Source organism: Pseudomonas huaxiensis (assembly GCF_003231275.1).
Classification (GTDB): domain Bacteria; phylum Pseudomonadota; class Gammaproteobacteria; order Pseudomonadales; family Pseudomonadaceae; genus Aquipseudomonas; species Aquipseudomonas huaxiensis.
Genome location: NZ_QKVL01000058.1, coordinates 1 through 12,750 on the forward strand (window position 1 = coordinate 1; position 12,750 = coordinate 12,750).

12 protein-coding genes are annotated in these 12,750 nt (G+C 64.2%); 9 read left to right on the forward strand and 3 right to left on the reverse strand.

Going from position 1 to position 12,750, the window contains the following annotated elements:
* Positions 1–13 precede the first annotated feature (13 nt).
* Together DM374_RS29910 and DM374_RS29915 are read right to left on the reverse strand one after the other, a co-directional pair.
* Positions 14–241 (reverse strand): hypothetical protein, encoded by a 228-nt coding sequence (locus DM374_RS29910; protein ID WP_095153568.1) that lies wholly within the window; start codon positions 239–241, stop codon positions 14–16.
* Between the two features lie 87 nt (positions 242–328).
* The gene (locus DM374_RS29915; RefSeq protein ID WP_110973162.1) at positions 329–826 is read right to left on the reverse strand and encodes a DUF3016 domain-containing protein; all 498 of its coding nucleotides are present in this window, start codon (positions 824–826) and stop codon (positions 329–331) included.
* An 85-nt stretch (positions 827–911) separates the two neighbouring features.
* Between DM374_RS29915 and DM374_RS29920 the strand changes: the two genes are divergently transcribed.
* On the forward strand, positions 912–1,610 hold the full coding sequence (locus tag DM374_RS29920; RefSeq protein WP_110973163.1) for a metallophosphoesterase: 699 nt from the start codon (positions 912–914) through the stop codon (positions 1,608–1,610).
* Here DM374_RS29920 and DM374_RS29925 read toward each other — a convergent pair.
* On the reverse strand, positions 1,589–2,383 hold the full coding sequence (locus DM374_RS29925) for an alpha/beta fold hydrolase (RefSeq protein ID WP_110973164.1): 795 nt from the start codon (positions 2,381–2,383) through the stop codon (positions 1,589–1,591). The two genes, DM374_RS29920 and DM374_RS29925, sit on opposite strands and share 22 nt — an antisense overlap.
* Before the next feature lie 296 nt (positions 2,384–2,679).
* On the opposite strand from DM374_RS29925, the gene DM374_RS29930 reads away from it, so the two are divergent.
* The 8 genes from DM374_RS29930 to DM374_RS29965 all read left to right on the forward strand — a co-directional run bounded on the left by DM374_RS29930 (position 2,680) and on the right by DM374_RS29965 (position 12,664).
* Positions 2,680–3,570, forward strand: coding sequence for a PEGA domain-containing protein (locus DM374_RS29930; RefSeq protein ID WP_110973165.1), 891 nt, complete (start codon positions 2,680–2,682; stop codon positions 3,568–3,570).
* Positions 3,567–5,027, forward strand: coding sequence for a lipoprotein N-acyltransferase Lnb domain-containing protein (locus tag DM374_RS29935; RefSeq protein WP_110973166.1), 1,461 nt, complete (start codon positions 3,567–3,569; stop codon positions 5,025–5,027). Before DM374_RS29930 ends, DM374_RS29935 begins: the two co-directional genes overlap by 4 nt.
* 15 nt (positions 5,028–5,042) lie before the next feature.
* Positions 5,043–6,470, forward strand: coding sequence for a coiled-coil domain-containing protein (locus DM374_RS29940; RefSeq protein ID WP_157969768.1), 1,428 nt, complete (start codon positions 5,043–5,045; stop codon positions 6,468–6,470).
* Positions 6,471–6,603: 133 nt separating this feature from the next.
* Positions 6,604–7,578 (forward strand): quinone oxidoreductase family protein, encoded by a 975-nt coding sequence (locus DM374_RS29945; RefSeq protein ID WP_110973168.1) that lies wholly within the window; start codon positions 6,604–6,606, stop codon positions 7,576–7,578.
* Positions 7,575–8,528 (forward strand): LysR family transcriptional regulator, encoded by a 954-nt coding sequence (locus DM374_RS29950; protein ID WP_110973169.1) that lies wholly within the window; start codon positions 7,575–7,577, stop codon positions 8,526–8,528. The genes DM374_RS29945 and DM374_RS29950 overlap by 4 nt, the downstream gene beginning before the upstream one ends.
* Before the next feature lie 270 nt (positions 8,529–8,798).
* Positions 8,799–9,320 (forward strand): RNA polymerase sigma factor, encoded by a 522-nt coding sequence (locus DM374_RS29955; protein ID WP_110973185.1) that lies wholly within the window; start codon positions 8,799–8,801, stop codon positions 9,318–9,320.
* The gene (locus tag DM374_RS29960; RefSeq protein ID WP_110973170.1) at positions 9,317–10,144 is read left to right on the forward strand and encodes a FecR family protein; all 828 of its coding nucleotides are present in this window, start codon (positions 9,317–9,319) and stop codon (positions 10,142–10,144) included. The genes DM374_RS29955 and DM374_RS29960 overlap by 4 nt, the downstream gene beginning before the upstream one ends.
* 75 nt (positions 10,145–10,219) lie before the next feature.
* A complete protein-coding gene (locus DM374_RS29965) occupies positions 10,220–12,664 on the forward strand; it encodes a TonB-dependent siderophore receptor (RefSeq protein ID WP_110973171.1) in 2,445 nt (814 codons plus the stop codon).
* The last annotated feature ends 86 nt before the right edge of the window (positions 12,665–12,750 follow it).

Below are 12,750 nucleotides of genomic sequence, written 5' to 3' on the forward strand. Positions count from 1 at the left end.
TTTGATACAGACCCTAGGGGCGGAAGCGCGGTAGCGGTCGCTCCAGCTGCAGGCTCGTCAGGGTGCGTTTGACCAGCACTTCGTCAGCCTCGACAGCCCGCAGGCTTTCGCGGATCTTGCCGGCTACCGGGTCATCGCCTTGACGGTCGATCCAGTCGGCAATGTCCTTGCAGGCACTGGCCAGCTTGTCTTGCCGATGGTTGATGACGGTCAGCAGGGTTTTGATGTCTTTGTCGGACATGACTCATTCCTCCTGTAAGCGAATTCAGTGTAGCAGCACCCTGGTGAACTGGCCGGGTGCCAGCCGTCGGCACGCCACCGCGCTGCGTCAGTGCTTGACCAGGTTACGGAACCAATCGTTGAGCATCGCCTTTTCCGAATACAACTGATCACTTGTGCCTACCCGCCCTGGGCGTTGCAGGTAGAACTTGTCGTCCACTCGCACGTCAGCCTGCTTCACTATCTGCCCCTGTTGTTGCAGGGTGTAGTGAAGGTCGATGCTTGGCCAGGTGATGTCGCGCATGAAACGCACCGAGTTGGCATGGGTTTGCCAGGGTTCGTAGCGTCCGGCCAGGTCGATATCGCGGATATCGATGCGCAAGGTTTGCCCGGCGGTCAGGTAGCGCGTGCCGAGTGATTCCAGGTAACTGCGCAGTGTTTTCATGACCTGTTCGTCGGCGCCGCGCTCGTAGCCGTTGCTTCTGAGGCTGGCGTCGCGGAATTTTTCCGGCTGGATGAAGTTGACCTCGACACTCGGCGAGGCCGCGTAGGCCATGCTGTTTAAAGCCAGCATGACGAGGGTGGCGAAAGTCAGGGCCAGGCGCATGATGACACCTCCGGGAGCGCAGGACTGCGAAGCGCAGTCGCGTTTATTGTACGCCGGTGATCCCGGATGGAGCAGGAGAGAGGCGATGAGCACAGTTGTTCGTGTAGCGCGCAATCCAACCGGGCGGGACTTGGCCGTCGGTGATGTGCATGGGCATTTTTCTCGTCTGCGCGAGGCGCTGGGGGCGGTGGATTTCGATCCGGCGCGGGACCGGCTGTTCAGTGTCGGTGATCTCGTCGATCGCGGACCTGAGTGCGAAGAGGTCCTGGAGTGGCTGGCGCAGCCTTGGTTTCACGCCGTGCAAGGTAATCACGAAGCCCTGGCGGTATCGCATGTGCGTGGCGAGTTGCTGGATTACGCGATGTACCGGGCTGCCGGCGGTGGCTGGTTTCTCGATCTGGACCCGACGCGGCAGGCGCATTTCGCCGAGCGTTTCGCGTTGATGCCGCTGGCACTGGAAGTCGATACGGTTCAAGGGCCGATCGGCATCCTCCACGCCGATTGCCCGTGCCTGCGCTGGAGCGACCTGTTGCCACTGCTTGAGCAGACGCCTGTGCCGCCCAAGGTGCTGGAGGTTTGCCAATGGTCGCGGCAGCGCTTGCGTGATGAAGACTCGGCCGGGGTCGCGGGGCTGCGCGCCTTGCTGGTAGGGCACACGCCGCAGCAGGCGGTACGGGTGCTGGGCAATGTCTGGCATATCGACACCGGTGGCTGGTCCAAAGGACATTTCACCTTGCTGGACCTGGCCACGCTGGCGATCGCTCAGCCGATCCGCCCCAGATAGTCGATGACTTTCGCAATTACCCGCGCCGCATCCTCGCGGTGCGGAACGTGGTGGCAGCCGTCGAGAATCACCGCTTCGCCGCGGTCTCCGGCCAACGCGGCGATACGTTGTGGGTGCAGTACCGAGCCGTATTCGTCCAGATCGCCGTGCAGCGCCAGCAGCGGGCAGTGCAGGGAGCCCACGCTGTTTTTCAGTGTCCAGTTGCTGAAGGCTGCCGACAGCCAGGTTTCGGTCCAGGCGCCCAGCACCCACTGCGCCTTGTCGCCGTGGTACTTGCCCAGTCGCTCCAGTTGTCCGGGCGCCTGGAACTGCTGCTTGGCGGTGCGGATGCCTTGCAACGTGCGGTCCTCGACGAAGGCCTGGGCCGATTCGGTGATCAGCGCCAGGCAATCGCGTGGGTTGTTTGCGGCGCAGTGGCTGGCCATGGCCCCGCCAACACTGTGGCCGAAGGCAATGAAGCGCTCGATGCCCAACGCCTCACGCAGTTGCGGGAAGAAGCGCTCGGCCTCGTCCTGGATGAAGGTCAGCGGCAGGTGGCCCGGATAAGGCGCCGACTGGCCGAAGCCGAGCCGGTCATAGGCCACGATGTCCAGCCCGGTGGCTTCGCACAATTGCTGCGGGAAGTCGCGCCACAGTTCGACCGAGCCCAGCGAGTCATGAAACAGCACGATGACCGGTTTGTCCGAGACGTTGGGAGTGGCGAACCAGCGACGAGCGAACAAGCGACCCTGCGGGGTTTCGATCCAGAAGACTTCCGTTGTAACAGGCGGCATAGGGCGTTCCGATTCAGGTTCTTGTTCCAGACAAGTAACAAAACCTGGCCGCGCTCGCAAACGGATTTTGTACGAAAGTGCCATTCGCAACGAACAAATCAAACCCGGAAAGTTTGACTGTTCCAACAACTTTTTCGCCAAATTGCCGCCGCCAGAAATTCAGTGTTTTCAATATATTCGATGGCTTTTTCAGCGTTGTTACGAAATATGTAGCCAAGTGCTATTAGCCAGTGCGATGCTCCGCCAAAATCCAATAAAACCGGGGCCGTCAGGGTCTTTTCATTTCGGGGAGCAGCATGAAGTTCGCAATCAAACAGTTTGCCTGTGTGGCAATGCTGGCAAGTTCGTTCGCCCACGCGGACAGCCTGCTGCGCGTGACGTGCGCTGATGAAGATAGCGATGCGGTTGTGTCGATTGATAACAACGCGGTGGGTAACTGCCCGGTAATTACCGCGATGCCGGCGGGTACTTATCAAGTGCGCGTGGTCAAGACGGTAGGCAGCGACAAGGAACAGGTTTTCGAGAAACAAGTCACTCTGGTGGACGGTCGTCCGCAATCGGTGGATGCCGAACTGTCGGCACCGAAACTCACCGCCGGTGCGGTGAAGGCCAAGGCCCAGGCGAACGCCGCGCAAGTGCTGGAGTCAGCGCAGAACGGCGACCTCGATGCCATGAACGCCATGGCCGCGCTGTACGACGCGGGGCAGGGCGTGGACAAGAGCCCGACCAAGGCCGAGCACTGGCGAACCATGGCGACCCAGGCGAAACTCAAGGCCGCCCAGGACGAATTCTTCTCCATCCTGCAACGGGCCAGCAATGGCGACGTGGCTGCCATGTACGCGGTCGCCAATGCCTACCAGTTCGGCAACGGCGTTCCTCAGGACCCGACCAAGGCCGCCGCCTGGCGCCAGCGGGGCAAGGACACCTCGCTCAACCAGCAATTGCAGGCCAACGGCTTCTTCAATGACGTAAAGCGCTACAACTTCAATGACCCGGGCATGTTCACCTCCAGCACCACCCTGGTGCCCACCTCGCTGTTTATTGGCGTCATCGAAAGCCCCAGCGTCACCAGCCGGCAGATGCGCATCCGCAGCGAAGCGGTCATGCGTCCCGCGACCTTCGGCAACCCGGATTCGATGATCGCCCGCGCGGCGCAACGCCAGGAAGCGGTCCTCGCCAGCCAATGAGGCCGCTGCTTGTCCTGCTCGCGGTGCTCGCGCTGTCGGGCTGTGCGCTCAAGCCACAGGCGGTAGACCCGGATTTCGCCTCGGTTTCCGCCGTGGCGACCGGGGCAGCGGCGCCTTCGCCTGCGGACTACCAACACGAGCTGCAAAGCTACCAGCGCGATCCGGCCTACACCTGCCGCCAGCCGCTTTACGCCGCATGGTTTCTGCGCCAGGGCGTTGCTGCGGCAGCACCGGTGCCGTGCGCGGCGAGCGTGCCGTTTGCCGTGCAGACGCCGGACGAGGGCGTGCGGGTGGTCTGGGTCGATCCGGCGCGGGTCAGCGCGGTGCACTTGTTATTTGCCGGCAACAGCCCGAGCCCGGCGTCGCGCTTCGGCCATGTAGCGTTGCGCCTGGTGATTTGCCCCGCTGCGGACAGCTCGCCGGCCAGTTGCGACAGCAACTTGGCGGAGCATCTGGTCCTGAGTTTCCAGGCCCATGTCGACGACTTCACCCTCGATGTGCTCAAGGCGCTGGGCGGCGAATACCAGGCGCGGCTGTTCGCCAGCCGCTTCATGGACAGCTACGAGCAGTACGCCATCGGTGAGTTCCGCGAGCTGTATTCCCTGCCGTTGCGCCTGGATGCCGGGCAGCGACAGGCGCTGGTGCGCGACATGGCGCAGATCCATTGGCAGTTCTCCGGCAGCTATGACTTCTTCACCCGCAACTGCGCGACCCTGTTGCAGCAGGCGCTGCACGCGACCTGGCGTGAGTACGCCGAGGATCCGCGCATGGCCGAGCGCTTCCTGCGCCCGGACAGCCTGTTCGCCGCGCTGCGCGACAGTCGGTTGGCCGAAGGCACTGCGCTGGCTTCGCTGGAGCAGGCGGAGCGCGACGGTTTCTACTTTTCCAGCACTCGGCCGTTCTACGAGCAGGCGTTGTCCCGCGTTCGCCAGCATATGCCGGGCGATGAATTTTCCAGTCTGCAGGACTATCTCGAAATAGCGCCGGGAGCCCGCCGCCATGCGCTGGAGGATCCGGCCTACGCCGAGCATCTGACGACGGAATCGCGCACGCTCGACGCGCAGTTGATGCTGGAGGAGTACGCCTTGTTCAGCAGCCAGCGGCTGCTGCTTGGGCAGGCGGCGCAGTACCTGCGCCGGCAGGATTTCTCGGCACGAGCCACAGTGCTGGGCCAGGCCCATGGCGAGGTCTTCGAAGCCTGTTTCCTGCGCCCGTTGCGCCAACGCGTCGGCCCGCCACGGCGCACCTCGGGTATTCCCGACAGTACCGACCGCTTCAGTGATCTTCCCGCATTCGCCGCGCAATGCCGCTCAGAACAGGCCCGCCGCCTGCTGACCGAGGCCATGTTGACGGTCGCGGACGACGGCAGCGAACAGTGGCAACAATTGAACCGCCTGACCCGTTACCGGGCAGACACCCTCGACAACATCGTATTTCTCCGACAACTTCGCCCCTAGCCGGCAGGACAGCCCATGCTTACAAGAACAACCCGCGGATTTGCCCTTGCGCTCTGCCTGTCGGCGGTAGCGCCGGCGATGGCCGCTTCCACGGCCGAGCAACAGCAGATGCTCGACCAGCTCGCGCAACTCGATGAACTGGACCATCAGGACTTCCTCGAGCGCAACGCCAAGGCCAACGCCTGCGTCCAGCAACAGAATTTCGACTGCGCCGAGAAATACATCGCCCAGGCCAGGCGCGTGGCGAAGAACGCGCAGGACAAGGCCGCACTGCAACTGACCCGCGATAACCTGCAGATGGAGCAGGAACTGGTCGCGTCCGAGGCGCGCTCCCGGCGCGAGCAGAAGGAAGCGGAAGAAGCCGACCGGATTGCCGAGGAGCGTGCCGTCCGCGCCCAGGAACTGGCCGAGGAGCGTGAAGCCGAGCGGCAGCGTACCAAGTACGCGGCGATGGCTGCCGGGCTTGCGCTGGGCGGTGGCGGGCAGTTGTCACCGGAGCGCCAGGCTCAATTGATGGCCGCGATCCAGCGCGACAGCTACTCCGAAGGCTCCGACGCGAGCAACTTCAACTCCGCCGTGCAAGGCATCCGCGAAGACCAGAGCCGCCAGGCGCAGGAGCGGGAGAATCTGCGCGCCCAGCAGCGCGAACTGCAACAACGCCAGCAGCAACAGCAACAGCAGGCCCGCGCCGACGCGCAGGAGCAGTCGCGGTTGCAGGCAGAAGCCCGCCAGCAGGCCCGGCAGGACCAGGCTACGGCGGCAGCCGCTACCAGCAACACCGCCAATAGCCGGCCGCAGCCGCAGATCGTCCAGTACGTGCCGCAGCACGTAACGCTGCCGACGTGGCGCGAAGAATGCCCGGCCGGTTCGTCGCCCGCCCGCAATCCCAATGGCACCACGGTCACCGCCGGCTCCGGTGCTGCGTATTGCCTCAAGGACGGCACCCGTGGCGCGAGCCAGCAGGTCGCGAGTGCGCAGACGGAGCAGGGCAGTGGCGGCACCGGACATTCTGGCGCGGGTTCCAGCTCGGGCGGGTCGAGCACGGCGCCGGGCAAGAAAGGCGGTACCTCGTCCACCGACGCAGGCGGCCAGAAGAGCCAGTGGGGCGCAGTGCAAGAGGAGGCGCTGGCGATCTGTCGCCAATCCGAGAAAAGCAAAATGTGGGAATGCAATGGCGCCCTGGACAATCAGACGCTGGTCGACGAACCCACCGTGGAAAGTGCCCTCGCGCGACAGCGTTGCGCGGGCGGCACGCCGACTGTCGGTGGTCCGCTGATCAAGGGTCAGCAATGGCAGGCCTACCAGTGCGGCCACGGTGTAGGACCGGGCGACTATGACGTCGCCAAACGCTACAACATGGTCACTCCGCGCCGCTCCTACATCTGCAAGGCCTTCTCCAGCGGGCGTTGTGACATTCCCTACACCGGCCAGGACAAGCAGTAAGCGGTCAGTCGTTCATTGCTGCAATCTGTGCAGCAATGAACTGCAAACCGGCTATCTTGTTGCCTATTCCGTCAGTTCACATACTTCGCCCCATCGTGAACGCAGGCCCGCATAAGGGCGAAGGAGCATGGCAATGGTGGCAGCAATTCGGATCAACCAGACAGGCGGCCCTGAGGTGCTGGAGTTTCGCACGGTCGATGAAGCCGCACCCGGTCCTGGCGAGGTCTGGCTGGAGCAGGACGCCATCGGCGTCAACTTCCTCGATGTCACCCAGCGCAAGGGCGCGGCACCGCTGCCGTTGCCCGGCGGCCTTGGGCTGGAAGGCGCTGGCCGGGTGGTGCGGGTCGGCGCCGGGGTGAGCAATGTGGTGGAGGGTGATCGCGTTGCCTACGCCACCGGACCGCTGGGCGCCTACGCCAGTGCCCGACTGTTTCCCGCCGAGCGGCTGGTGAAATTACCGGACTCGCTATCGTCGGAGGACGCCGCGGCGGTGCTGTTCAAGGGCATCACCGCGCAGTACCTGCTCAAGTCGACGTATCCGGTAGGGCCGGGCACCACGTTGCTGCTCTATGGTGTGGCGGGCGGGCTGGGCTCGATCATGGCGCAGTGGGCCAAGCACCTTGGAGCATTCGTCATCGGCGTGGTTTCGCGGCCGTCCAGCGTGGACAAGGCCAGGGCGCTCGGCTGTGACGAAGTCCTGGTATTCGACCCCGCGACGCTGGCCGCCGAGGTCGCCCGTATCACCGATGGCAAGAAGGTGGATGTGGTTTATGACCCGATCGGTCGGGTGTCTTTCGACGCCTCGCTGGACAGCTTGCGGCTGCGTGGGCTGATGGTGTCGTTCGGCGCCTCCAGCGGCGCCCCGGCGGCGTTGGAAATGGCCACGTTGAACGGTAAGGGCTCGTTGTTCATCACCCGACCATCGCTGGCTGCTCACACCGCCACCCATGCGGAATACCAGGAGCGCGCCGCCGATGTGCTGGCGGCGGTCAGCGCCGGTATCATCACGCCGCAGATCTGGGGTCGTTACGCCTTGGCCGATGCGGCGCGGGCCCATGCCGACCTGGAAAGCGGGCGATCTAGCGGAGCGATCATTCTTACACCATGACTAGCGATGTACTGGACAACACCCACAGCGACGAAATCGCCGCGTTTCTTGCTGTGGCCGGGCAAGGTTCATTCGTCGCCGCCGGGCGCTTGCTGCAACGCCACCCTACGGTGGTGTCCAAGCGCGTGGCGGCGATGGAAAAACGCCTCGGTGTGCGCCTGATCGAGCGCTCGACCCGGCAGGTGCGCGTCACGCCTGTCGGCGAGAAGCTGGAACAACGCCTGCGCGCCGCCTTCGGCATGATTGCCGAGGCCGAGCAGCAGGCGATTTCCGGAGCGAGCGAGGTGCGCGGCGTCTTGCGCCTGGCCTTGCCGGCGGCCATGGGCCGCCTGTGTATCGGGCCCATGCTGCCGGCGTTCCTGCGCGAGTACCCGCAGGTGTCGATCGTCGCCGACTACAGCGAGCGGCTGGTGGACATCATCGAGGAAGGTTTCGATATCGCCATCCGCATCGGTGAACTGGACGACAACCGCCTGATCGCGAAAAAGCTCTGCGATCACCGTCGGATTCTCTGCGCTTCACCGGGTTATCTGCAACGCCACGGCATACCGCATTCACCGCAGCAGCTCGCCGAGCACAACTGCCTGCGCTTCAGCGGGCTGGCGTCGTTTCCGCAGTGGCGGCTGTATGCCGGTGACCAGCAACACACCGTGACGCCCAAAGGCAGCCTGACCGCCAACGACAGCGAATCGCTGCTCGCCGCTGCCCGTGATGATGCCGGCATTCTTGGCGCCGGGGAGTGGCTGATGAGCCGCGATATTGCTGCCGGGCGCCTGGTGCGGGTGCTGCCTGACTGGCAGTTGGACCCCACGGGTGGAGTGTTTCTGGTCCGGCCTTCGGCGCGGTTTCCTGCGGCCACGGTGTTGGCGTTCAAGCACTGGATCGAAGCGCGCTTCAGCCCGGTGGCGCCATGGATCGAGAGCAACGAGCCGGCGAGAGGCAACGGCTGAATGCAATCTCAGTGACTGGTGCAGCCCACCTTGTGGGAGCCGGTCTTGCCGGCGATGAGGCCGGCCGGAACAATGCGGTTGGCAGGGTAGGCCCTATCGCTGGCAAGCCAGCTCCCACAGGTAACTGAGCTGAATGCAATTTCAGTGACTGGTGCAGAACCTGGGCTAGCACATCCATCCCGACACAAGTCTATTCAAATGAAATAGATTCGCATTTATACTCCTGCACCCAACGCCCACCCCGGGCCTTGTTTCCCCATGCAGGTCACCGTGCAGGCCGATCCTCCGAAACCCTCGTTGTTATCCACCCTGGTTCGTCATTACGACGAACTGGTGGAGCATATTCGCCGCCGCTTCGGGGAGCGGGGCTTCGCTCGCGAAGTGGTCCACGACGTGTGCGTGCAACTGCTGGAAAAGCACGAGAAAGAGGGCGTGCGCACGCCGCTGGCGCTGTTGCGCAAGATCACCCATGACAACGCCGTCAGCCGCTACCGCAGTGATCGCCGCCGCCAGGCCTGGCTTGTCGCCGTGCCGGAACTGCCCGAGGTTGATGCCGGGATCGCCAGCCATGAGCGTCAACTGGACGCCGCGCAAACCCTGGAACGGCTGATCCAGGCCGTCGAGAACCTGCCGCCGCGCTGCCAGATGGTGTTTGTCATGCACAAGATCCATGAACTGCCGCAAGCCGAGGTGGCTGAACGTCTCGGTATCTCCCTGAAGACCGTCGAAAAGCACCTGCGCCTGGGCATGGCCGCCTGCCGCGAGTACTTGGGCAGCGAGGTGGCTTCATGAGTGGCAACCCCAAACCGGGCAAATACGCCGAGGAAGACCAGGCCATCGCCCAACTGCGTGACGCGCTCAAGCAGCGCTTCCCGATGCCGGACCCGGCACCACGCAAGAAGCGGCTCAAAGCGTCTCACGTCGGCCTGCTGTCGTTGGCGCTGTTGGCGGCGGTGGCCTGGCTCGATCCGGCGTATCACCGCGAGCATCACCTGACTCAGCTCGGCCAACGGCAGACCCTGCAACTGGCCGACGGCAGCCAGGTGGTACTGGACAGCGCCAGCGAGCTGACGGTCAGTTGGCACTTGCTCAGCCGTCGCAGCGAGCTCCGCCGTGGGCAGGCGCTGTTCGAGGTGTCGCCGAAGGTCTACCGACCTTTCCTGGTGGACGCCGGGCTCGCGCAAGTGCGGGTGGTGGGCACGCGCTTCAATGTCAGTCGCCACGGCAGCGACGTGCGGGTGGCCGTCGCCGAAGGGCGGGTTGCGGTGCGCGCTGGCGAGGCGTCCAGTCTGCTTGAGTCCGGCCAGCAGGTGCGTGTGCATGAGGCGCGCCTGGAGGCCGTGGCGCAGGTCGACGTCCATGAGATAGGGGCGTGGCGCAACGGCCAACTGATCTTCGAAAGCACACCGCTGGCCGAAGTGATCGGCGTTATCCAGCGCTACCACGCGCAGCCGATCCGCCTGACCGGTACAGGGTTGGACAACCTGCCGGTGTCCGGGGTGTTCGACAGTGCTCATGTCGAACGGCTGCTGGCCTTGTTGCCGGGGATTCTGCCGCTGACCGTGAACACTGCCGCCGACGGTTCGGTGCTGATCGCGCCGCGGGTGAAAAAATAATTTCGGTACGGGGTAGGGTTGTGCGCGTCTGGTAACGGCTATCTCCATGTCCCCTTATTTCGTGGAGTGCAGTACGTGAGTCAGTTCCTTTTACGCGCGCCGTTGCCCCTGTCACTGCTGGCTGCCGGCCTGCTGTCGAGCCCGTTCGCCCTTGCACAGTCCGCAGTGCTGGAGGTCGACATGCCGGCGGCATCGCTGGAAAAATCGCTCAACACCCTGGCGCGCCAGGCCAATGCGCAGATTCTCTTCGCTGGCGATGCGACCGCGGGCAAGGCGGCCCCGGCGCTCAAGGGGCGCTACACCCTGGAACAAGCCCTGCGTCAATTGCTGGGTAACAGCGGTCTGAAGGCGCAGGAGCGTGACGAGCACACCTTTATCGTCGTACCGGGCAGTGCCGAATCCGTGGAAGTGCCGGCCAGCGCGGGCGCTGCCGTCGAGCTATCCAGCCTGGAAATCACTTCGTCCCGGACCAGCAGCAACCTGGTGCCGCAGGCCCGTCAGATCAACGTGCTCGAGCGTGAACAACTGGAGCAACTGCGCCAGGGATCGGACAGCCTTGCGACCGTGCTGGCCAAGAGCATTCCCGGCATGGCCGACTCCAGCCGCACCATTACCGATTACGGCCAGACCCTGCGCGGGCGGACCCTGCTGGTACTGGTGGACGGCGTGCCGCTGAACACCAACCGCGACTCTTCGCGCAACCTGGCGAACATCGACCCGGCGTTGATCGAGCGTGTCGAAGTGATTCGTGGCAGCAGCGCGATCTACGGCGCGGGCGCGACCGGCGGCATCATCTCCATCACCACCCGGCCAGCGGGCGGCGAAACCCGGGCCGAAACCAGCCTGACGGCGGTGTCGCCCCTCAGCCGGCTGGGCCGCGACGGTCTGGGCGGTCAGGTGCAGCAGCATTTTTCCGGCGCCCAAGGTCCGGTGGACTACGCGCTGGACTTCGGTGCCCGGCATATCGGCGCGTCCTACGATGCCAACGGCAAACGCATTGCCCCCGAGCCCAGCCAGGGCGACCTGTTCGATGCCAACGCCTTCAATATCGGCGGCAAGCTCGGCCTGCGGATCGATGACGAACAGCGCATCCAGCTCTCCGCCAGCCACTACAACGCCGACCAGGACACCGACTACACCGCCGACCCTTCGGTCTCGCGCCTGCCGCCCGGCTCGGTTGCCGCGCAGCCGCTGTCCGGGCTGTCGCTGGATGAACAGAACCAGATCAAGAACACCTTGCTCAACCTGGAATACGCCCACGCCGATGTGCTCGGCAGCACCCTCAACGCGCAGATTTACTACCGTGATTACTTCACCCGCTTTACCCCGTTCGATGCTCGCGGCGTGGCCACGCGCGGGCGCAATGTCGACCAGGTGACGCAGAACAGCGAAGTGTTCGGCAGCCGCGTGACGCTGCGCACGCCGCTGGGGCAAGCCGGCGACACTGAACTGCTGTGGGGCGCGGACTTCAACCATGAACGCAGCGACATGCCCATCGATATCTTCGATCCACGGGTGTTCGACGCCAGCGGCGGACGGGTCTTCGAGAAGATCGGCAAACTCAGCTACATGCCCGACCTGACCACCCGCAGCCTGGGCGGCTTCGCCCAGTTGCAGCACAAGTTCAACGAACAATGGTCGGTGGAGGGCGGCATTCGCTACGAGTACGCCACGGCGCGCTATGACGACTTCGTGCCGCTCTCGGAGTCCACTGCTACTTCGCCGGTGACCGTCGCCGGTGGTGAGGTCAATTACGACGCCTTGCTGTCCAACATCAGCCTCAGCTACTCGCCAGTGGCGGGGCAGACGCTGTACGCGGCCTTCAGCCAGGGCTTCCAGTTGCCGGACATCGGCGTGCAGATACGCAACGCCCGACGCGGTTTCGATATCGACTCCTCGAACCTGGAGCCGGTAAAGACCAACAACTACGAACTCGGCTGGCGTGGCGCCGTCGGTGAGCAGACCCTGGCGAGCCTCGCGCTGTTCTACACCACCTCGAAGCTGGGGGACGTGCAGAGCTTCAACAACGGCCTGATCCTCACCCGCACCCAGGAGCGCATCTATGGCGTTGAAGGCAGTGCCGACTGGCTGACCGCCGATGAGCGCTGGGGCGCTGGCGGCTCGTTCAGTTGGCTCAAGGGCCGCGAGAAACCGGACAACGGCGACTGGCAAGACATGACCGGCTACCGCATCCCGCCGCTGAAGGTCACGGCCTACGTGCAGTACAAACCTGATGAAGACTGGAGCCACCGCGCCCAGTTGACCTGGTTCGACAGCGACGACTATCGCCTCGACGGTGTTGCCAGTTTCGGCCGGCGCAAGGTCGACGGCTACGCCACCGTGGACCTGATCAGCCAGTACCGGCTGAGCGCGGATGACCAGGTCAGTGTCGGCATCCAGAACCTGTTCAACCGCGACTACTACCCGCTCTACAGCCAGTTGATGCGCAACAGCACCAACACCAGCCACCTGCCGGCGCCGGGCACGGTGCTGACGGCGAGCTACACGCATCAGTGGTAAGGGCCGCGGCAGGTGCATGACGCGTTGGCTTCACCGCACTTGACGGTGGGCCAACGCGCCGGGGAAGCTTGGCCATCATCCACAGG